This window comes from Enterobacter sp. WP_7_1 (genome assembly GCF_003688535.1).
Lineage (GTDB): Bacteria > Pseudomonadota > Gammaproteobacteria > Enterobacterales > Enterobacteriaceae > Enterobacter > Enterobacter asburiae.
In genome coordinates, this window is sequence record NZ_REFK01000004.1 from 446,522 (window position 1) to 465,985 (window position 19,464).

Consider the following 19,464-nt stretch of genomic DNA (forward strand, 5'->3'; position numbering starts at 1 on the left):
TTGGAGCGGGAAACGAGACTCGAACTCGCGACCCCGACCTTGGCAAGGTCGTGCTCTACCAACTGAGCTATTCCCGCTTGGGTGGTCCGTGCTTTGGAAGCACTTTTCAAATTTTGGAGCGGGAAACGAGACTCGAACTCGCGACCCCGACCTTGGCAAGGTCGTGCTCTACCAACTGAGCTATTCCCGCAAATCTGCACTGCTTTTGTTGCTGTCGTAACGTGTAATTCTCTGTCGTTACGGGAGGCGCATTATACGAGAAATCCTTTTAGCTGCAACCCCCCTTAAAGTGATTTTTTCGAAATTAAGTTCAAATGCTTAATTAATCGGCAAGCTGAACAATTTAACGACAAAAACCCGGCCACGCAAGGCGCCGGATCGCAAAATCACAGCTTTATAAAGTTTTCGCGGTAGTAGGAAAGCTCCGCCACGGACTCACGGATATCGTCCATCGCCTGGTGGGTCCCCTGCTTTTTAAAGCCGTCGAGAATTTCAGGCTTCCAGCGACGCGCCAGCTCTTTCAGGGTGCTGACATCCAGATAGCGATAGTGGAAGTAAGACTCCAGCTCCGGCATGTACTTAAACAGGAAACGGCGATCCTGGCCGATACTATTCCCACAGATAGGCGATTTGCCTGCCGGAACCCACTGTTTCAGGAACTCAAGCGTCGCCAGCTCCGCCTCACGGTCGCCGAACGTGCTCGCCTTCACGCGCTCCACCAGGCCACTGCCGGTGTGGGTGCGCACGTTCCATTCATCCATCAAAGCCAGCTGGTCGTCGGACTGATGCACCGCAATCGTTGGCCCTTCAGCCAGGATATTCAGGTTGGCGTCCGTCACCAGCGTTGCAATTTCAATGATGCGATCGCGCTCGGGATCCAGCCCGGTCATTTCGAGATCGATCCAAATCAGGTTGTTTTCATCCGCGCTCATGTTATTTTCCACCCTTCTCGCATAACCCGCAGTAGCAGGTTAACTAGTATTAATTAGAGTGTATCATAGAGGTTTTGCCCCTTACGGGCGACCAGGAGCCAGCGCGATTGAGTAAAAATAAACTCTCCAAAGGGCAGCAGCGCCGCGTAAACGCCAACCACCAGCGCCGTCTTAAAACCACTTCGGAGAAGCCGGATTATGACGACAACCTGTTTGGTGAAGCGACAGAAGGCGTAGTCATCAGCCGTTTCGGTATGCATGCCGATGTCGAATCCGCCGACGGGGATATTCACCGTTGCAATATCCGTCGCACCATCCGTTCACTGGTTACCGGCGATCGCGTGGTCTGGCGTCCGGGTAAAGAGGCGGCGGAAGGCGTTACGGTAAAAGGTATCGTTGAAGCGGTTCATGAGCGCACGTCCGTGTTAACCCGTCCCGATTTCTACGACGGGGTCAAACCCATTGCTGCCAACATTAACCAGATTGTTATCGTATCGGCGATTTTGCCCGAACTTTCGCTCAACATTATCGACCGATATCTCGTCGCCTGCGAAACGCTGCAGGTTGAACCGATTATCGTGTTGAACAAAATCGATCTGCTGGATGACGACGGCATGGCCTTCGTGAATGAGCAGATGGATATCTACCGCAAGATTGGTTACCGCGTGCTGATGGTCTCCAGCCACACCAAAAATGGCCTTAAGCCGTTAGAAGAGGCGCTGACCGACCGCATCAGCATCTTTGCGGGCCAGTCCGGCGTGGGTAAATCGAGCCTGCTGAACAACCTGCTTGGCCTCCAGCAAGAGATCCTGACCAACGATGTGTCCAACGTCTCGGGTCTGGGCCAGCACACCACCACCGCCTCGCGTCTGTATCATTTCCCGCACGGCGGCGACGTGATCGACTCCCCGGGCGTGCGTGAGTTCGGTTTGTGGCACCTTGAGCCGGAACAAATCTTTAACGGATTTGTCGAATTCCATGATTATTTAGGCGCCTGTAAATACCGCGACTGTAAACACGATAACGACCCAGGCTGCGCTATCCGTGAAGCGGTTGAGAAAGGCGAGATCGCGGAAACCCGCTTCGAGAATTACCACCGTATTCTTGAGAGCATGGAAGACGTAAAAACGCGTAAAAACTTTTCTGATTCTGATAACTGACAACTAAGCTAAGCATCGCTAAAATCGTCCCCTTTTTTCAGGTTCCGGCGGCTTAACGCCGGATCAGGAACGACAAAACAATGGCCTGGAGGCTACCTTGTTAAACGCATTTAAACTTTCGCTTCAATACATTCTGCCAAAACTGTGGCTCACTCGCCTGGCGGGCTGGGGCGCAAGCAAACGCGCGGGCTGGCTGACCAAACTGGTCATCGACCTTTTCGTAAAATATTACAAGGTCGACATGAAAGAGGCGCAAAAGCCGGATACCGCCAGCTACCGCACCTTCAACGAGTTCTTCGTGCGCCCGCTGCGTGACGAAGTGCGCCCGCTGAACACCGATCCTAACGTCCTGGTGATGCCGGCAGACGGCGTGATCAGCCAGTTGGGTAACATCGAAGACGACAAAATCCTGCAGGCGAAGGGCCATAACTACAGTCTGGAAGCGCTGCTGGCAGGTAACTACCTGATGGCGGATCTGTTCCGCAACGGTACGTTTGCCACTACCTATCTGTCACCGCGCGACTATCACCGCGTGCACATGCCGTGTAACGGTATCCTGCGTGAAATGATTTACGTCCCGGGCGACCTGTTCTCCGTAAACCACCTGACCGCGCAGAACGTGCCGAACCTGTTTGCCCGTAACGAGCGCGTCATCTGTCTGTTCGATACTGAATTTGGCCCTATGGCACAGATTCTGGTGGGTGCAACCATCGTAGGCAGCATTGAAACCGTCTGGGCGGGCACTATCACTCCACCGCGCGAAGGCGTGATCAAACGCTGGACCTGGCCTGCCGGTGAAGCGGAAGGCTCAGTGGCCCTGCTGAAAGGTCAGGAGATGGGTCGCTTCAAGCTGGGCTCTACCGTAATCAACCTGTTTGCGCCGGGCAAAGTGAAGCTGGCTGAACAGCTCGAAAGCCTGTCGGTCACCAAACTGGGCCAGCCGCTGGCGGTCTCTACCGAAACCTTCGTGACGCCGGATGAAGAACCTGCTCCGCTGTCACAGGAAGAGATCAACGCCGAGCACGACGCCAGCCCGCTGGTTGACGACAAAAAAGACGAAGGCTAACAACAGAAGGATCGCTGACGTGCGCCCGATTATCGTTCTACTGATGGCCTGGTGCCTCAGCATGGGGGCGTACGCAGCGACAGCCCCCGACGCCAAACAGATAACCCAGGAACTGGAGCAGGCAAAAGCGGCCAAACCCGCTCAGCCAGAGACCGTCGAGTCGCTCCAGTCTGCCCTGAACGCGCTTGAGGAGCGGAAAGGCTCTCTTGAGCGCGCTCAGCAGTATCAGCAGGTTATCGATAACTTCCCCAAACTCTCGCAGACGCTGCGCGCGCAGCTCAATAATTTGCGTGACGAACCGCGCGACGTGCCCGCAGGCATGACCTCGGACGCTCTGAACCAGGAGATCCTGCAGGTCAGCAGCCAGCTTCTGGAAAAGAGCCGCCTTGCCCAGCAGGAGCAGGAGCGAGCGCGTGAAATTGCCGACTCCCTCAGCCAGCTTCCGCAACAGCAAACCGACGCCCGCCGCCAGCTTAATGAAGTTGAGCGTCGCGTGGGTACGCAAAGCGGCAATACGCCACAGGCTCAGGCCCAAAATCTGGGCCTGCAGGCAGAATCTGCTCGCCTGAAGGCCCTTGTCGATGAGCTGGAGCTGGCGCAGCTTTCCGCCAATAACCGCCAGGAGCTGTCGCGGATGCGCTCTGAACTCGCTCAGAAGCAGAGCGAGCAGCTGGATGCGTATCTCCAGGCCCTGCGCAATCAGCTCAACAGCCAGCGCCAGCGTGAAGCCGAACGGGCGCTGGAAAGTACAGAACTGCTCGCTGAAAACAGCGAAAACCTGCCTGCCGGTATCAACGAACAATTCAGGGTCAACCGCGAGCTTTCTGCCGCGCTGAACCAGCAGGCGCAGCGCATGGATCTGGTTGCCTCGCAGCAGCGTCAGGCGACCAATCAAACCCTGCAGGTTCGCCAGGCGCTCAACACCCTGCGCGAGCAGTCCCAGTGGCTCGGGTCATCAAACCTGCTGGGCGAAGCGTTACGCGCCCAGGTCGCGCGCCTGCCGGAAATGCCGAAGCCGCAGCAGCTGGATACCGAGATGGCCCAGCTGCGCGTTCAGCGCCTGCACTTTGAAGATCTTCTCAATAAACAGCCGCAAATCCGCCAGATCCGTCAGGCTGACGGACAGCCCCTGACCAGCGAGCAAAACCGTATTCTGGAAGCCCAGCTGCGTACCCAGCGTGAACTGCTGAACTCTCTTCTCCAGGGCGGGGATACGCTGATTCTGGAGTTGACCAAGCTAAAAGTCTCCAACAGCCAGCTGGAAGATGCACTGAAAGAGGTGAACGAGGCTACGCACCGTTATCTCTTCTGGACGTCCGACGTGCGCCCGATGACCTTCTCGTGGCCGATTGAGATTGTCCAGGACCTGCGCCGCCTGATTTCGCTGGACACCTTCAGCCAGCTGGGGCAGGCCAGCGTGATGATGTTCACCAGCAAAGAGACCATTTTCCCGCTGCTGGGGGCGTTGATTCTGGTGGGCTTCAGCATTTACTCGCGCAGACATTTCACCCGCTTCCTGGAGCGTTCCAGCTCCAGGGTCGGGAAAGTCACCCAGGATCACTTCTGGCTGACGTTGCGCACCGTATTCTGGTCGATTCTTGTCGCCTCCCCGCTGCCGGTGCTGTGGATGACGCTGGGGTATGGCCTGCGGGAAGCCTGGCCCTATCCGCTCGCGGTCGCGATTGGCGATGGCGTCACCGCCACGGTGCCGCTGCTGTGGGTGGTCATGATTTGCGCCACCTTCGCGCGCCCCAATGGCCTGTTCATCACCCACTTTGGCTGGCCGCGTAATCGCGTTGCGCGCGCCATGCGTTACTACCTGATGAGCATCGGGCTGATTGTGCCGCTGATTATGGCGCTGATCATGTTCGATAATCTCAACGACCGGGAATTCTCAGGCTCGCTGGGCCGCCTCTGCTTTATGCTGATATGCGGGGCGCTGGCCATCGTCACGCTCAGCCTGAAACGCGCGGGTATTCCGCTCTATCTTGATAAATCCGGCAGCGGCGAAAACATGTTCAACCGGCTGCTCTGGAACCTGCTGCTTAGCGCGCCGCTGTTTGCGATGCTGGCAGCCGCGGTGGGCTATCTGGCAACCGCGCAGGCGCTGCTGGCGCGGCTGGAAACCTCGGTGGCCATCTGGTTCCTGCTGCTGGTGGTGTACCACGTGATCCGCCGCTGGATGCTGATCCAGCGCCGCCGTCTGGCCTTTGACCGAGCCAAGCATCGTCGGGCGGAGATCCTCGCCCAGCGCGCGCGGGGTGAGGAAGAGCCAAACCACGTCAACAGTACGGAAGGCACAACGGAAGCGGACGAGGTCGAACTGGATCTGGATGCCATCAGTACCCAGTCCCTGCGCCTGGTTCGCTCCATCCTGATGCTGATTGCCCTCCTGTCGGTGATCTTCCTGTGGTCAGAGATCCACTCCGCATTCGGCTTCCTGGAGAACATCTCTCTCTGGGACGTGACGTCGACGGTGCAGGGTGTTGAGAGCCTGGAGCCGATTACCTTAGGGGCGGTGCTGATTGCCATTCTGGTGCTGATCATCACCACGCAGCTGGTGCGCAACTTCCCGGCGCTGCTGGAGCTGGCGCTGCTGCAGCATCTGGATTTAACGCCGGGTACAGGCTATGCGATTACGACCATTACCAAATATCTGATCATGCTGTTTGGCGGGCTGGTTGGCTTCTCGATGATCGGTATTGAGTGGTCGAAGCTGCAGTGGCTGGTGGCGGCCCTAGGTGTAGGGTTAGGTTTTGGTTTACAGGAGATCTTCGCCAACTTCATCTCTGGCCTGATCATTCTGTTCGAAAAACCGATCCGTATTGGCGATACCGTAACGATCCGCGATCTGACCGGCAGCATCACGAAGATCAACACCCGTGCGACGACGATCAGCGACTGGGATCGGAAAGAGATCATTGTGCCAAACAAGGCGTTTATCACCGAGCAGTTCATCAACTGGTCGCTGTCAGACTCCGTTACCCGCGTGGTGCTGACGGTACCGGCACCGTCGGACGCCAACAGTGAAGAGGTCACCCAGATCCTCTACACCGCCGCTGAGCGCTGCTCGCTGGTAATCGACAACCCGGCGCCGGAAGTATTCCTTGTGGATTTACAGCAGGGGATCCAGATTTTCGAGCTGCGTATCTACGCCGCCGAAATGGGACACCGTATGCCGCTGCGCCATGAGATCCACCAGCTGATTCTGGCGGGCTTCCGCGAGCACGGTATTGATATGCCGTTCCCACCGTTCCAGATGCGCCTGGAAAGCCTGGACGGGCGTAAAACGGGAAGAACGCTGACGTCAGCGGCGCGTACGCGCCCGGCGGGAAGTTTGTAAGATAAGCGGTGCAACCCTCTCCCGCGGGAGAGGGTAAACTGCCGTCAGGCGCGATCTACGGTAAACGCAATCACATCGCCAAGCTGCTCTGCGCCCAGGGCCAGCATCACCAGACGGTCAACACCCAGCGCCACGCCGGAGCAATCCGGCAGACCTGCTTTTAATGCTTCAAGCAAATTAACATCAATCGGCTGCTGCGGCAGACCGCGCGCGGCGCGCTTGCGGTTATCCTGCTCGAAGCGCTGCTGCTGCTCGCGGGCATCCGTCAGTTCGTGGAAACCGTTCGCCAGTTCGATGCCTTTGTAATAGACCTCAAAACGCTCTGCGACACGATGATCTTCGGTGCTGATCTGCGCCAGTGACGCCTGGCTTGCCGGGAAGTGATAGACAAACGTCGGGCGGTCTTTGCCAATCTGCGGTTCTACACCGAAGGTAAACAGCAGCTGCAGCAGCGTGTCGCGATCCTCTTCGGTATCCGCCACGTTGCTCAGATCCAGTTTTGCCGCCACTTCGCGCAGCTGGGTTTTGTCCGCCGACAGCGGATCGATTTCCAGATGGCGCTGGAAAGCCTGCTGATAGGAGAGCGTTTCGGCTTCTGAGCAGTCCAGCACCTGTTGCAGCAGATCGTCCACCTCATTCATCAGGCGGTACATATCATAATGCGGGCGGTACCACTCCAGCATGGTGAATTCCGGGTTGTGGTGACGACCCATCTCTTCATTACGGAAGCTGCGGCACAGCTGATACACCGGGCCACACCCCGCCGCCAGCAGGCGTTTCATGTGGTATTCCGGGCTGGTCATCAGATACAAATTCATGCCCTGAGAGTGGCCGGGGCCAACAAAACGGGTTTCAAACGGCACCAGATGAATATCCGTTACCGTTGCCTGACTCATGCACGGCGTTTCCACCTCCAGGACTCCGCGGTCGGCAAAGAAACGGCGGATCTCCGCCATAATTGCAGCGCGTTTTAACAGATTAGGGATGGATGCGCTCGGCTGCCAGGTGGCCGTTTCGCTCATGAGTTGTTCTCCGATTTCAGACAAGGGCACGAAGTCTACTCGTTAGCAGGGGCAGAGACAAATTTTGCGCAGTAAAAAAGCGCATTTCATTTAGGTGAACTTTTTCGTGACGTATTTCATCAATCTTCATTGATAAATCGCCGTACAGAACAGCAAAAAAATCGAACACGTCAAATTTCCCTGACATCTACACGGTTATACTGTTTTACCCATAAAGGAGCAGTGGAAACGCTTTCGCAATCGTCCTTTTGGACGGGTGAACTACCTTTAGTTTGTCGCGTTGCGAAATAACAAAAATCTGGAGGAATGTCGTGCAAACTTTTCAAGCCGATCTTGCCGTAATAGGCGCTGGCGGGGCTGGATTACGTGCTGCGATTGCTGCAGCACAAGCTAATCCCAACGCTAAAATCGCATTGATTTCAAAAGTCTATCCAATGCGTAGTCACACAGTGGCAGCAGAAGGAGGGTCCGCCGCCGTTGCGCAGGATCATGACAGCTTTGAATACCATTTCCACGACACGGTTGCAGGGGGCGACTGGCTTTGCGAACAGGATGTCGTTGACTACTTTGTGCATCATTGTCCAACGGAAATGACCCAGCTTGAACAGTGGGGATGTCCGTGGAGCCGCCGTCCGGACGGCAGCGTCAACGTTCGCCGCTTTGGCGGAATGAAGATTGAACGCACCTGGTTCGCCGCCGATAAAACCGGCTTCCACATGCTGCATACCCTGTTCCAGACCTCCCTCCAGTTCCCACAAATTCAGCGCTTCGATGAACATTTCGTCCTCGACATTCTGGTTGATGACGGACAGGCGCGTGGCCTGGTGGCGATGAATATGATGGAAGGCACGCTTGTCCAGATCCGCGCCAACGCGGTAGTGATGGCGACGGGCGGTGCGGGTCGCGTTTATCGTTATAACACCAACGGCGGCATCGTGACCGGCGACGGCATGGGCATGGCGCTCGGCCACGGCGTACCGCTGCGCGATATGGAGTTCGTGCAGTATCACCCAACCGGTCTGCCTGGCTCCGGCATTCTGATGACGGAAGGCTGTCGCGGTGAAGGCGGTATTCTGGTCAATAAAAACGGCTACCGCTATCTGCAGGATTACGGCATGGGCCCGGAAACCCCGCTCGGCGAGCCGAAGAACAAATACATGGAACTCGGCCCGCGCGACAAAGTTTCTCAGGCCTTCTGGCACGAGTGGCGCAAAGGCAACACCATCTCCACGCCGCGCGGCGATGTGGTCTATCTCGACCTGCGTCACCTTGGTGAGAAGAAACTGCTGGAACGTCTGCCGTTCATCTGCGAGCTGGCGAAAGCCTACGTCGGCGTCGACCCGGTGAAAGAGCCGATTCCGGTGCGTCCAACCGCGCACTACACCATGGGCGGGATCGAAACCGACCAGCAGTGCGAAACCCGTATTAAAGGCCTGTTCGCCGTCGGCGAGTGTTCCTCCGTGGGTCTGCACGGCGCCAACCGTCTCGGGTCTAACTCACTGGCAGAGCTGGTCGTCTTTGGCCGCATGGCGGGCGAGCGCGCCATGGAGCGGGCGGCTACCTCAGGCGAAGCCAACGGTGCCGCACTGGATGCGCAGGTCGCAGACGTTGAAAAACGCCTGAAAGATCTGGTGAACCAGGAGGGTAACGAGAACTGGTCTAAGATCCGTGACGAGATGGGTCTGTCGATGGAAGAAGGCTGCGGTATTTACCGTACGCCAGAGCTGATGCAAAAAACCGTCGACAAGCTGGCGGAACTGCAGGAGCGCTTCAAGCGCGTGCGCATCACCGATACCTCCAGCGTATTCAACACCGACCTGCTCTACACCATCGAGCTGGGCCACGGTCTGAACGTCGCGGAATGTATGGCGCACTCTGCGCTGGCGCGTAAAGAGTCGCGTGGAGCCCACCAGCGTCTGGACGAAGGCTGTACCGAACGTGACGACGTCAATTTCCTGAAACACACTCTCGCCTGGCGCGATGCAGATGGCACCACACGTCTGGACTACAGCGACGTGAAAATCACCACGCTGCCGCCAGCTAAACGCGTGTACGGTGCAGAAGCAGAAGCCGCCGAGAAGAAGGAGAAGGCGAATGGCTGAGATGCAAAAAATGAAGGTTGAAGTGGTGCGCTACAATCCGGAAGTGGACGCCGCACCGCACAGCGCTTTCTATGAAGTCCCTTATGACGAGCAAACCTCCCTGCTGGATGCGCTCGGCTATATCAAAGACAACCTGGCGCCAGACCTGAGCTACCGCTGGTCCTGCCGCATGGCCATCTGCGGCTCCTGCGGCATGATGGTCAACAAGGTGCCGAAGCTGGCCTGTAAGACCTTCCTGCGCGAGTACACCAAAGGCATTAAGGTCGAAGCGCTGGGCAACTTCCCGATTGAACGCGATCTGGTGGTCGATATGACCCACTTTATCGAAAGCCTGGAAGCCATTAAGCCGTACATCATCGGTAATCCGCGCACGCCGGATCAGGGGCCGAATACCCAGACGCCGGCGCAGATGGCGAAATACCATCAGTTCTCCGGCTGCATCAACTGCGGCCTGTGCTACGCAGCCTGTCCACAGTTTGGCCTGAACAAAGAGTTCATCGGCCCGGCCGCAATTACCCTGGCGCACCGCTATAACGAAGACAGCCGCGACCACGGTAAAAAAGAACGTATGGCGCAGCTTAACAGCCAGAACGGCGTCTGGAGCTGTACCTTTGTGGGTTACTGCTCCGAAGTTTGTCCGAAGCACGTCGACCCGGCCGCCGCTATTCAACAGGGTAAAGTGGAAAGCTCGAAAGACTTTCTTATCGCTACCCTGAAACCACGCTAAGGAGTGCATGATGACGACTAAACGCAAAGCCTATGTGCGGCCTGTGCCGTCCACCTGGTGGAAAAACCTGCCGTTTTATCGCTTCTACATGCTGCGTGAAGGCACGGCGGTACCGGCGGTCTGGTTCAGCCTTGAGCTGATGTACGGCGTTTTTGCCCTCAAGCATGGCCCGGAAGCCTGGGCCAGCTTTGTCGGTTTCCTGCAAAACCCGATCATTGTTGTTCTGAACCTGATCGTGCTCGCGGCCGCGCTGCTTCATACCAAAACCTGGTTTGAGCTGGCGCCAAAAGCAGCGAACATCATCGTAAAAGGCGAGAAAATGGGGCCAGAGCCGGTAATTAAAGGACTCTGGGCAGTGACGATTCTGGTCACTGTGGTCATTCTGTTTGTCGCACTGTTCTGGTAAGGAGACACCTGTGATCAATCCAAATCCAAAACGTTCTGACGAGCCGGTCTTCTGGGGCCTGTTTGGCGCAGGCGGCATGTGGAGTGCCATCATCGCCCCCGTCATCATCCTGCTGGTAGGCATTATGCTGCCGCTGGGGCTGTTCCCGGGCGATGCGCTGAGCTACGAGCGCGTGCTGGCGTTCGCGAGCAGCTTTATCGGCCGCGTGTTCATCTTCCTGATGATCGTCCTGCCGCTGTGGTGTGGCCTGCACCGTATTCACCATGCGATGCATGACCTGAAAATTCATGTCCCGAGCGGAAAATGGGTGTTCTACGGTCTGGCGACCATCCTGACCGTGGTGACGCTGATTGCCGTGGTCACCATCTGACGCTTCAGGCCCGCGATCCGGCGGGCCTTTTATTTCTGCATCTTCCCCACCAGCCACTGGGCAAACTCGCGCATTGCGGGCGTTTCTGTCCGTGACTGTAGCCTGGTCAGCCAGTAGCTGCCGAGGTCAATCTGCGTTGCAAACGGCTGCACGATGCGCTCGCTGCTGAGTAAATGGGTAAACATGTCGACAGGCGCAATGGCAATCCCTGTGCCTGCCTGCGCGGCTTCCAGCATGGTCACGGACGAATCAAACACCATCACCCGGTGCGTCGGTGAGGGAGGATGTTCACCCGCTGCCTGCATCCACGCAGCCCACTCGTCGCGCCGGTAGGAGCGCAGAAGGGTAAACTTCAGGATATCTGCCGGGCTTTTGAGAACTGAGGCTATGTCAGGTGTACAGAGCGGAGACAGCGGCGCAGGGCAAAGGAATTCAGCATCGGTTCCATGCCACGCGCCGCCACCGTAGCGAATAGTGTAATCAAGCCCTTCGGCCGCCGGATCGACGCGATTGTTATGGGTGGAAAGCTGAAGATCAATATGCGGATAGCAGCGGCGAAAGTCCGCGAGCAGCGAGAATAAAACACCCGTGGCAAAAGTCCCTACCACACCTATTTTAAGCTTCTCCTGAGCGCGCTGGCTGGCAAAACGATCCAGCATTCCGGCGATGCGATCGAACGAGTCATTCAGCACCGGCAGCAAATTCTCGCCTTCGGTGGTCAACATCAGCCCACGCGAAACGCGGACAAACAGCTGGCAATTAAGGTGCTGCTCCAGCGCCTTGACGTGCTGGCTAATCGCGGAATGGGTGACGTTCAGCTCGATGGCGGCATGAGTAAAACTGAGATGCCTGGCGGCCGCTTCAAACGCCCGCAGGGAATTAAGAGGGAGATAGCTGCGCGTCATGGTCTCGTCCGTTAGAAAAATTAACAGCTAATGCTAAATTTAACCGTTTGTCAGCTATAGTCAAATCCAACAGACTACAGCGGTCTGACGGGCCCGGACACTCCCTTGAACTGCTATTACGGAAGATAACTGATGATGACTAAATCCCTTTGCTGCGCCCTGCTGCTCAGCACCTCCTGCTCGGTATTGGCTGCACCGATGTCAGAAAAACAGCTGGCTGAGGTGGTGGAACGGACCGTTACGCCGCTGATGAAAGCGCAGGCCATTCCGGGTATGGCGGTGGCGGTGATTTATCAGGGCCAGCCGCACTACTTTACCTTCGGTAAAGCCGATGTTGCGGCGAACAAACCTGTCACCCCACAAACCTTGTTCGAACTGGGCTCTATAAGTAAAACCTTCACCGGCGTACTGGGTGGCGATGCCATTGCTCGGGGTGAAATATCGCTGGGCGATCCGGTGACAAAATACTGGCCTGAGCTGACGGGCAAGCAGTGGCAGGGGATCCGCATGCTGGATCTGGCAACCTATACCGCAGGCGGTCTGCCGTTACAGGTACCGGATGAGGCCGCGGATAACGCCTCTCTGCTGCGCTTTTATCAAAACTGGCAGCCGCAGTGGAAGCCGGGTACCACGCGTCTTTACGCCAATACCAGCATCGGCCTTTTTGGCGCGCTGGCGGTCAAACCTTCCGGCATGAGCTATGAACAGGCCATAACGACGCGGGTCTTTAAGCCGCTCAAGCTGGACCATACGTGGATTAACGTTCCGAAAGCGGAAGAGGCGCATTACGCCTGGGGATACCGCGACGGTAAAGCGGTACACGTTTCGCCAGGCATGCTGGACGCTGAAGCCTATGGCGTAAAAACCAACGTGCAGGATATGGCAAGCTGGGTGATGGTCAACATGAAGCCGGACTCCCTTCAGGATAATTCACTCAGGCAAGGCATTGCCCTGGCGCAGTCTCGCTACTGGCGCGTAGGGGCCATGTATCAGGGGTTAGGCTGGGAAATGCTTAACTGGCCGGTCGATGCCAAAACCGTGGTTGAAGGTAGCGACAATAAGGTGGCACTGGCACCGCTGCCCGCAAGAGAAGTGAATCCTCCGGCGCCTCCGGTCAACGCGTCCTGGGTCCATAAAACAGGCTCTACCGGCGGGTTTGGCAGCTACGTGGCCTTTATTCCTGAAAAGCAGCTCGGCATTGTGATGCTGGCGAATAAAAGCTATCCCAACCCGGCACGCGTTGAGGCGGCTTACCGTATTTTGAGCGCGCTGTAATAAACATTGCCGGGCGGCGCTAACGCTTACCCGGCCTACAAAATCCCAGGGGTGGCCATCCGGCGAAACACACCGCACAAAAACCACATTTTCCTTGCCGTCATCTACACTTAACAAAAAAACAGTAAGGAAACTCCTATGCGCATTCTGCCTGTTATCGCTGCGGTGACAGCCGCGTTTTTAGTGGTTGCCTGTAGTTCCCCTACCCCACCGCCAGGCGTTACCGTCGTCACGCCTTTTGATGCACAACGCTTCCTTGGAACATGGTATGAAATCGCGCGCCTCGACCATCGTTTTGAGCAGGGCTTAGAGAAGGTCACTGCGAATTACAGTCCGATGGACGATGGCGGTATTCAGGTGATCAACCGGGGCTATAATCCCGACCGGGGGATGTGGCAACAGTCGATTGGGAAAGCGTACTTCACGGGCGACCCGCGACGGGCCGCGCTCAAAGTCTCGTTCATTGGCCCGTTTTATGGCGGCTATAACGTGATCGCGCTCGACAGAGAGTACCGTCACGCGCTGGTCTGCGGACCGGATCGCGACTATCTGTGGATACTTTCCCGCACGCCAACTATTTCGTCAGAAATGAAACAGCAGATGCTGGACGTCGCGACCCGGCAAGGGTTTGATGTGTCAAAACTCATCTGGGTAAAACAACCCCATTAATGGGTGCTGAGCTTCAGCCCAATGATCCCGGCCACAATCAAGGCGAGGCTGGCGATACGCGCCAGACTCGCTGACTCTCCCAGCAGCAGAATGCCGGTGATGGCGGCCCCCACCGCACCAATGCCCGTCCAGACGGCATAAGCCGTTCCTACAGGCAGCGAGCGCATTGCCCAGGATAACAGGACAATACTCACGATCATCGCGGTGACGGTTATGACGCTGGGCGTCAGGCGGGTAAATCCGTGGGTGTACTTGAGACCAATTGCCCATACCACTTCGAGCAGGCCAGCAATAAAAAGAATGATCCAGGACATTTCAGGCTCCTTAACTTAATACAAGTTGGGGCCGTCCCCGGTGAAAGAAACGCTTACGGGTCGTCCCGTAAAGCAGAGATTACGCCTCATATTGTGGTTAGCGTGCTATTTTTTTTCAATCATTTTTTGCTGAAAACGTTAAGGCAAGAAATAGCCGCAGTATGGCGCGTAGTTCCGGCATTTAGCACTCATCCGACTTCTCTATGATGATGTGCTTTCTGATGGCAGGAAGCCAAACCACTAGCCGACTGCGAATAAAATATGTTCAAAATTCTCTTGATTGACCGTTGTCACTTCACCCGCACGGGATTTGAAGCATGGCTCAATCATTCCGGTTTGTTCCCGGGACACTACGTTGTGACCGGGTTAAATAATCTGTTCCTTGCCAGGGAGCACATTCTGCAATGGAAACCCACGCTGGTTATCGCCGATCTTTACGGCTTCAGGCAGGATATTCATCATTTTCAGCAGCTCTCGTCGTTGCTGAGCGCCAGTGAACGATTACCGTTTATTTTGCTGCAATCGGGAGAGGACCGCGGCATGACCGACTGGCTCGGACAGTTCCCGGTGTGGTCGTCGCTGTTGAAAAACGCCAGTCTCGAAGAAGTGGCAACGATTATCAACGACGCATTAATCTCGCGCGCCAGCGCTGACAGGCCAACGGCGGCTGCCCCGTTACTGACCCGACAGGAAGAGAAAGTGCTGACATTGTGGATGGATGGTGCGAGCAATCAAAAAATTGCCGCTCATCTGAGTATCAACGGAAAAACGGTCTATACCTATAAACGCAATATCCGCATGAAACTGCATATGGATACGCGTTTTTCTCCGTTCTTATCCCTGCAGGAATCAGAAAGCTGACGGTACGAAACCCGGCTGGTCTCGTACCGTATGTTAATTACTGCTGAGCTTTAGTTGCAGCACCAGAGATTGCGCTACCACCTTCAGAAATATCCTGACCGACGCCACGCGTGGTATTACAGGCCGTTAACACTGAAGAAAGTACCAGGACTGAAAAGATCGCTGCAATTGTTTTCTTAACCATAATATCTTCCTTTTATAGCCAAAGTTGTTTTGTGTATAGCAACTTAAGAATAGACAAGATCCCGCCGGTTGACGGAAAAGGAAGCATTTTTAGGAAAATTAGACGAACTTAGCTGGCGGCGTGAGAAATGATATGACCGAGATCCTGGATATCTTGTCCCATCCCACGGGTGGTGTTACAGCCGGAAAGCAATGCGCTGGAAAGCGCTAACAGAAGCAGAATTTTAACGGTACGTTTCATCATCCCTGCCTGCAAAAATCAGGCGCAGCGGGCGCTGCGCCTTCAATCATGACGTAAATTACTTCACGCGGGACACGTATTCGCCGGAGCGGGTATCCACTTTGATTACTTCGCCAGTCTGTACGAACAGTGGAACTTTAACCACTGCGCCGGTAGACAGTTTGGCTGGTTTACCGCCGGTACCTGCGGTATCACCTTTCAGACCTGGATCGGTTTCAACGATTTCCAGTTCAACGAAGTTTGGTGGGGTCACAGCGATAGGCTGGCCGTTCCACAGGGTCACGATGCACTCAGCCTGATCCAGCAGCCATTTAGCGCTATCACCTACCGCTTTCTCGTCAGCAGACAGCTGTTCGAAAGTGGAGTTGTTCATGAAATGATAGAACTCACCGTCGTTGTACAGATAGGTCAGGTTCATATCAACAACATCAGCGCCTTCAGCGGAGTCAGTAGACTTGAAGGTTTTCTCAACACGGGTACCGGTCAGCAGACGGCGCAGCTTAACGCGTGCGAATGCCTGGCCTTTACCTGGTTTAACGAATTCGCTGGCTTCAACCGCGTACGGTTCGCCATCCATCATGATTTTAAGACCAGCACGAAAATCGTTGCTATAGTACGTTGCCATAAGGCCCTCTAAATTTGTTAACTGGTAGCTAAGCCACAAAATGGCGCATATTGTAACCCTAAACACCCCGTCCAGAGAAGATTGGTTATCGCAACTTGCCGATGTAATCACCAGTCCTGATGAATTGCTGCGTCTTTTAGACCTCGATCAGCACCCAGAGTTGCTTGCAGGCCGCGAGGCAAAGCGCCTTTTCGCCCTGCGCGTTCCCCGTGCGTTTGTGGCGCGAATGGAGAAAGGCAACCCCGATGATCCACTTTTAAAACAAACGCTTACTTCGCAGGATGAGTTTGTCACCGCGCCGGGTTATAGCACCGATCCGCTGGAAGAGCAGAACAGCGTGGTGCCGGGTTTACTGCACAAGTATCTCAACCGCGCCCTGCTGCTGGTAAAAGGCGGCTGTGCGGTAAATTGTCGTTATTGCTTCCGTCGGCACTTCCCCTATGCCGAAAACCAGGGCAATAAACGCAACTGGCAGGTCGCGCTGGACTATATCGCCGCCCATCCGGAGCTGGATGAGATTATTTTTTCCGGCGGTGACCCGCTGATGGCAAAAGATCATGAGCTGGACTGGCTGCTGACCCAGCTTGAAGCCATTCCGCACGTAAAGCGCCTGCGTATTCACAGCCGTTTACCGATTGTCATTCCGGCACGTGTCACTGGCGGCCTGGTGTCACGCCTGGAGCAGTCAAGATTGCAGGTGCTGCTGGTGAACCATATCAACCACGCGAACGAAATTGATGATGACTTTCGCGCGGCGATGGCGCGTCTGCGTAAAGCGGGCGTGACGCTGCTGAACCAGAGCGTGCTGCTGCGCGGCGTGAACGACAGCGCCCGCGTGCTGGCTGACCTGAGCAATGCCCTGTTTGATGCGGGCGTGATGCCCTATTACCTGCACGTGCTGGATCGCGTTCAGGGCGCGGCCCATTTCATGGTGACGGATGAAGAAGCCCGGCAGATTATGCGCGAACTGTTAACGCTGGTTTCAGGCTATATGGTGCCGAAGCTGGCACGCGAGATTGGCGGAGAGCCGAGCAAGACGCCGCTGGATTTGCAGCTGCGGCAGTGCTAGTTTCCCCACACCCTAACCCTCTCCCACAGGGAGAGGGAAAAAGGCAATCAGTTTGGGCACTTGTAGACCTGGCCGTTCATCTGGCTGGCCGTCGGCACGAAGCTGGACAGCATACTCTGCGTTGGGCTGCTCACGCCGTAAATCACGTTGCCGCCCATTGCCGCAGCCTGGTTACGCAGGGCATTCGCCGCACCGCGCATCGAGCCACCTTCTTCGCCATGCTGACCTGACATCCAGTTACTTTGCTCACCGGTTGCCGTGCCTAACAGCTGGCATTCACTGCCAGGCTTATCTTCCACAAAGCGAACGCCCTGGCCCGCTGCCGACAGCTCATTGCTGGAGCTACAACCCGCCAGCAGCAATGCTGCCCCTACAATCCCTGCACAGACTTTTACGCGCATGTTATTCCTCGTTTTCAATAAGCTGGACAGTAGTTGTCCGTGTGTAAATCTTATACCTAAAAGATGACCAAAAGAAAAACCCCCGAGCATTTCTGCCCGGGGGTTTTTCACATTCTACGACGTAGAACGCACGATTACATCATGCCGCCCATACCGCCCATGCCGCCCATGCCAGCAGCACCTAAGTCAGGTGCATCGCCTTTAGGCAGGTCGGTTACCATGCACTCGGTGGTGATCATCAGGCCAGCGACAGATGCCGCGTACTGCAGAGCAGAACGGGTCACTTTAGTTGGATCCAGGATACCGAAGTCGATCATGTTGCCGTATTCTTCAGTTGCCGCGTTGTAACCGTAGTTACCTTCGCCCGCTTTCACGTTGTTGGTCACAACAGATGGTTCTTCACCGGCGTTAGAAACGATCTGACGCAGAGGGGCTTCCATTGCGCGCAGCGCAACTTTGATACCCACGTTCTGATCTTCATTCTGTGCGGTCAGGCCTGCCAGTTTAGCGGCAACACGCACCAGCGCAACACCACCACCAGCAACCACGCCTTCTTCTACCGCAGCACGGGTCGCATGCAGGGCATCGTCAACGCGTGCTTTTTTCTCTTTCATTTCAACTTCGGTAGCTGCACCGACTTTGATTACCGCAACGCCGCCAGCCAGTTTCGCTACGCGCTCCTGCAGTTTTTCACGGTCGTAATCGGAAGTCGCTTCTTCGATCTGCTTACGGATCTGACCCACGCGGCCCTGAATAGCGGCTTCTTCACCCACACCGTCGATGATGGTGGTGGTGTCTTTGTTGATCACAACGCGTTTCGCCTGGCCCAGGTCTTCCAGGGTCGCTTTTTCCAGCTCCATACCGATCTCTTCAGAGATCACGGTACCGCCGGTCAGGGTAGCGATATCCTGCAGCATCGCTTTACGGCGATCGCCGAAGCCAGGTGCTTTAACAGCAGCCACTTTCACGATGCCGCGCATGGTGTTAACCACCAGGGTCGCCAGCGCTTCGCCTTCAACGTCTTCAGCGATGATAACCAGAGGCTTGCCTGCTTTCGCAACGGCTTCCAGTACTGGCAGCATTTCGCGGATGTTGGAGATTTTCTTGTCAGCCAGCAGGATGAACGGGCTTTCCAGCTCAACAGCACCAGTTTCTGGCTTGTTGATGAAGTATGGGGACAGGTAACCGCGGTCGAACTGCATACCTTCAACCACGTCCAGTTCGTCTTCCAGACCGGTACCGTCTTCAACGGTGATCACGCCTTCTTTACCGACTTTGTCCATCGCTTCAGCGATCAGTTTACCTACGGTTTCGTCGGAGTTAGCGGAGATGGTACCAACCTGAGCAATGGCTTTAGAGTCAGAGCACGGTACGGACAGCGCTTTCAGTTCTTCAACAGCGGCAGTGACGGCTTTGTCGATACCGCGTTTCAGATCCATTGGGTTCATGCCCGCAGCAACGGCTTTCAGACCTTCGGTGATGATTGCCTGCGCCAGTACGGTCGCGGTGGTGGTACCGTCACCTGCAGCGTCGTTCGCTTTAGAGGCAACTTCTTTCACCATCTGCGCGCCCATGTTTTCGAACTTGTCTTCCAGCTCAATTTCACGTGCTACAGAAACACCATCTTTGGTGATGGTTGGCGCGCCGAAGGATTTATCCAGCACTACGTTGCGGCCTTTCGGGCCCAGAGTCACTTTAACTGCATCTGCCAGTACGTTTACGCCGCGGAGCATTTTTACACGAGCGTCGTTACCGAATTTTACGTCTTTAGCTGCCATGTTCTTATTTCCTCA

20 protein-coding genes and 2 tRNA genes are annotated in these 19,464 nt (G+C 55.8%); 11 read left to right on the forward strand and 11 right to left on the reverse strand.

Annotated elements, in window-relative coordinates; translation table 11 throughout:
- Position 1 precedes the first annotated feature (1 nt).
- From BJ885_RS18435 to orn, 3 genes are all read right to left on the reverse strand, one after another.
- Positions 2-77, reverse strand: a tRNA-Gly gene (locus tag BJ885_RS18435).
- 37 nt (positions 78-114) lie between these two features.
- A tRNA-Gly gene (locus BJ885_RS18440) sits at positions 115-190 on the reverse strand.
- Positions 191-386: 196 nt separating this feature from the next.
- Complete coding sequence (gene orn / locus BJ885_RS18445) at positions 387-932, reverse strand: oligoribonuclease (protein WP_023310130.1); 546 nt, start codon at positions 930-932, stop codon at positions 387-389.
- A gap of 107 nt (positions 933-1,039) precedes the next feature.
- Between orn and rsgA the strand changes: the two genes are divergently transcribed.
- The 3 genes from rsgA to mscM all read left to right on the forward strand — a co-directional run bounded on the left by rsgA (position 1,040) and on the right by mscM (position 6,501).
- On the forward strand, positions 1,040-2,092 hold the full coding sequence (gene rsgA, locus BJ885_RS18450; RefSeq protein WP_039261018.1) for a small ribosomal subunit biogenesis GTPase RsgA: 1,053 nt from the start codon (positions 1,040-1,042) through the stop codon (positions 2,090-2,092).
- A 97-nt stretch (positions 2,093-2,189) separates the two neighbouring features.
- Positions 2,190-3,158 (forward strand): archaetidylserine decarboxylase, encoded by a 969-nt coding sequence (asd, locus tag BJ885_RS18455; protein ID WP_121932346.1) that lies wholly within the window; start codon positions 2,190-2,192, stop codon positions 3,156-3,158.
- A gap of 19 nt (positions 3,159-3,177) precedes the next feature.
- Positions 3,178-6,501, forward strand: coding sequence for a miniconductance mechanosensitive channel MscM (gene mscM / locus BJ885_RS18460; protein WP_047646474.1), 3,324 nt, complete (start codon positions 3,178-3,180; stop codon positions 6,499-6,501).
- A gap of 44 nt (positions 6,502-6,545) precedes the next feature.
- Here mscM and epmA read toward each other — a convergent pair whose 3' ends face one another.
- Positions 6,546-7,523 carry an elongation factor P--(R)-beta-lysine ligase gene (gene epmA, locus BJ885_RS18465; protein ID WP_024907345.1) on the reverse strand — a complete coding sequence of 326 codons (978 nt, stop codon included), beginning with the start codon at positions 7,521-7,523 and terminating at the stop codon, positions 6,546-6,548.
- 311 nt (positions 7,524-7,834) lie between these two features.
- Here epmA and frdA point away from each other — a divergent pair, with 311 nt between their 5' ends.
- Genes frdA through frdD form a run of 4 tightly spaced genes read left to right on the forward strand, consistent with a single transcriptional unit; the run spans position 7,835 to position 11,128 of the window.
- On the forward strand, positions 7,835-9,625 hold the full coding sequence (frdA, locus tag BJ885_RS18470) for a fumarate reductase (quinol) flavoprotein subunit (RefSeq protein ID WP_029739891.1): 1,791 nt from the start codon (positions 7,835-7,837) through the stop codon (positions 9,623-9,625).
- Positions 9,618-10,352 carry a succinate dehydrogenase/fumarate reductase iron-sulfur subunit gene (locus BJ885_RS18475; RefSeq protein ID WP_023310124.1) on the forward strand — a complete coding sequence of 245 codons (735 nt, stop codon included), beginning with the start codon at positions 9,618-9,620 and terminating at the stop codon, positions 10,350-10,352. Before frdA ends, BJ885_RS18475 begins: the two co-directional genes overlap by 8 nt.
- Positions 10,353-10,362: 10 nt before the next feature.
- Positions 10,363-10,758 carry a fumarate reductase subunit FrdC gene (gene frdC, locus BJ885_RS18480; protein WP_029739890.1) on the forward strand — a complete coding sequence of 132 codons (396 nt, stop codon included), beginning with the start codon at positions 10,363-10,365 and terminating at the stop codon, positions 10,756-10,758.
- A 10-nt stretch (positions 10,759-10,768) separates the two neighbouring features.
- Positions 10,769-11,128, forward strand: coding sequence for a fumarate reductase subunit FrdD (gene frdD / locus BJ885_RS18485; protein ID WP_000609653.1), 360 nt, complete (start codon positions 10,769-10,771; stop codon positions 11,126-11,128).
- 29 nt (positions 11,129-11,157) lie between these two features.
- Here the strand turns inward: frdD and ampR are convergent, their stop codons facing one another.
- Positions 11,158-12,033 carry a LysR family transcriptional regulator AmpR gene (gene ampR / locus BJ885_RS18490; protein ID WP_029739889.1) on the reverse strand — a complete coding sequence of 292 codons (876 nt, stop codon included), beginning with the start codon at positions 12,031-12,033 and terminating at the stop codon, positions 11,158-11,160.
- A gap of 132 nt (positions 12,034-12,165) precedes the next feature.
- Here ampR and blaACT point away from each other — a divergent pair, with 132 nt between their 5' ends.
- Both blaACT and BJ885_RS18500 read left to right on the forward strand, forming a co-directional pair.
- Positions 12,166-13,308: an ACT family cephalosporin-hydrolyzing class C beta-lactamase gene (gene blaACT / locus BJ885_RS18495; protein WP_121932345.1), complete on the forward strand. Its 1,143-nt coding sequence runs from the start codon at positions 12,166-12,168 to the stop codon at positions 13,306-13,308.
- Positions 13,309-13,446: 138 nt separating this feature from the next.
- A complete protein-coding gene (locus BJ885_RS18500) occupies positions 13,447-13,977 on the forward strand; it encodes a lipocalin family protein (protein WP_047646469.1) in 531 nt (176 codons plus the stop codon).
- On the opposite strand, the gene sugE is transcribed toward BJ885_RS18500, so the two are convergent.
- Positions 13,974-14,291, reverse strand: a complete 318-nt coding sequence (gene sugE, locus BJ885_RS18505) for a quaternary ammonium compound efflux SMR transporter SugE (protein ID WP_006178944.1) — start codon at positions 14,289-14,291, stop codon at positions 13,974-13,976. The two genes, BJ885_RS18500 and sugE, sit on opposite strands and share 4 nt — an antisense overlap.
- 261 nt (positions 14,292-14,552) lie before the next feature.
- Between sugE and BJ885_RS18510 the strand changes: the two genes are divergently transcribed.
- Positions 14,553-15,152 carry a LuxR C-terminal-related transcriptional regulator gene (locus tag BJ885_RS18510; protein WP_121932344.1) on the forward strand — a complete coding sequence of 200 codons (600 nt, stop codon included), beginning with the start codon at positions 14,553-14,555 and terminating at the stop codon, positions 15,150-15,152.
- Between the two features lie 37 nt (positions 15,153-15,189).
- On the opposite strand, the gene ecnB is transcribed toward BJ885_RS18510, so the two are convergent.
- The 3 genes from ecnB to efp form a co-directional block, all read right to left on the reverse strand.
- A complete protein-coding gene (ecnB, locus tag BJ885_RS18515) occupies positions 15,190-15,336 on the reverse strand; it encodes a lipoprotein toxin entericidin B (protein ID WP_003025482.1) in 147 nt (48 codons plus the stop codon).
- 108 nt (positions 15,337-15,444) lie between these two features.
- Positions 15,445-15,576, reverse strand: coding sequence for an entericidin A/B family lipoprotein (locus BJ885_RS18520; RefSeq protein WP_024907352.1), 132 nt, complete (start codon positions 15,574-15,576; stop codon positions 15,445-15,447).
- A gap of 58 nt (positions 15,577-15,634) precedes the next feature.
- Complete coding sequence (gene efp / locus BJ885_RS18525) at positions 15,635-16,201, reverse strand: elongation factor P (RefSeq protein WP_010427766.1); 567 nt, start codon at positions 16,199-16,201, stop codon at positions 15,635-15,637.
- Positions 16,202-16,241: 40 nt separating this feature from the next.
- Between efp and epmB the strand changes: the two genes are divergently transcribed.
- Positions 16,242-17,270, forward strand: a complete 1,029-nt coding sequence (gene epmB / locus BJ885_RS18530; RefSeq protein ID WP_121932343.1) for an EF-P beta-lysylation protein EpmB — start codon at positions 16,242-16,244, stop codon at positions 17,268-17,270.
- Positions 17,271-17,317: 47 nt separating this feature from the next.
- Here the strand turns inward: epmB and BJ885_RS18535 are convergent, their stop codons facing one another.
- The gene (locus BJ885_RS18535) at positions 17,318-17,671 is read right to left on the reverse strand and encodes a DUF4156 domain-containing protein (RefSeq protein ID WP_023310115.1); all 354 of its coding nucleotides are present in this window, start codon (positions 17,669-17,671) and stop codon (positions 17,318-17,320) included.
- 134 nt (positions 17,672-17,805) lie between these two features.
- Positions 17,806-19,449, reverse strand: coding sequence for a chaperonin GroEL (gene groL, locus BJ885_RS18540; protein ID WP_029742112.1), 1,644 nt, complete (start codon positions 19,447-19,449; stop codon positions 17,806-17,808).
- Positions 19,450-19,464 lie beyond the last annotated feature (15 nt).

Excerpts from the sequence above, each read along its gene's own strand:
- orn (WP_023310130.1), bottom strand. The coding sequence starts at position 932 with ATGAGCGCGGATGAAAACAACCTGATTTGGATCGATCTCGAAATGACC.
- epmA (WP_024907345.1), bottom strand. The coding sequence starts at position 7,523 with ATGAGCGAAACGGCCACCTGGCAGCCGAGCGCATCCATCCCTAATCTG.
- BJ885_RS18475 (WP_023310124.1), top strand. The coding sequence starts at position 9,618 with ATGGCTGAGATGCAAAAAATGAAGGTTGAAGTGGTGCGCTACAATCCG.
- frdC (WP_029739890.1), top strand. The coding sequence starts at position 10,363 with ATGACGACTAAACGCAAAGCCTATGTGCGGCCTGTGCCGTCCACCTGG.
- ampR (WP_029739889.1), bottom strand. The coding sequence starts at position 12,033 with ATGACGCGCAGCTATCTCCCTCTTAATTCCCTGCGGGCGTTTGAAGCG.
- blaACT (WP_121932345.1), top strand. The coding sequence starts at position 12,166 with ATGATGACTAAATCCCTTTGCTGCGCCCTGCTGCTCAGCACCTCCTGC.
- BJ885_RS18500 (WP_047646469.1), top strand. The coding sequence starts at position 13,447 with ATGCGCATTCTGCCTGTTATCGCTGCGGTGACAGCCGCGTTTTTAGTG.
- sugE (WP_006178944.1), bottom strand. The coding sequence starts at position 14,291 with ATGTCCTGGATCATTCTTTTTATTGCTGGCCTGCTCGAAGTGGTATGG.
- BJ885_RS18510 (WP_121932344.1), top strand. The coding sequence starts at position 14,553 with ATGTTCAAAATTCTCTTGATTGACCGTTGTCACTTCACCCGCACGGGA.
- ecnB (WP_003025482.1), bottom strand. The coding sequence starts at position 15,336 with ATGGTTAAGAAAACAATTGCAGCGATCTTTTCAGTCCTGGTACTTTCT.
- BJ885_RS18520 (WP_024907352.1), bottom strand. The coding sequence starts at position 15,576 with ATGAAACGTACCGTTAAAATTCTGCTTCTGTTAGCGCTTTCCAGCGCA.
- efp (WP_010427766.1), bottom strand. The coding sequence starts at position 16,201 with ATGGCAACGTACTATAGCAACGATTTTCGTGCTGGTCTTAAAATCATG.
- epmB (WP_121932343.1), top strand. The coding sequence starts at position 16,242 with ATGGCGCATATTGTAACCCTAAACACCCCGTCCAGAGAAGATTGGTTA.
- BJ885_RS18535 (WP_023310115.1), bottom strand. The coding sequence starts at position 17,671 with ATGCGCGTAAAAGTCTGTGCAGGGATTGTAGGGGCAGCATTGCTGCTG.
- groL (WP_029742112.1), bottom strand. The coding sequence starts at position 19,449 with ATGGCAGCTAAAGACGTAAAATTCGGTAACGACGCTCGTGTAAAAATG.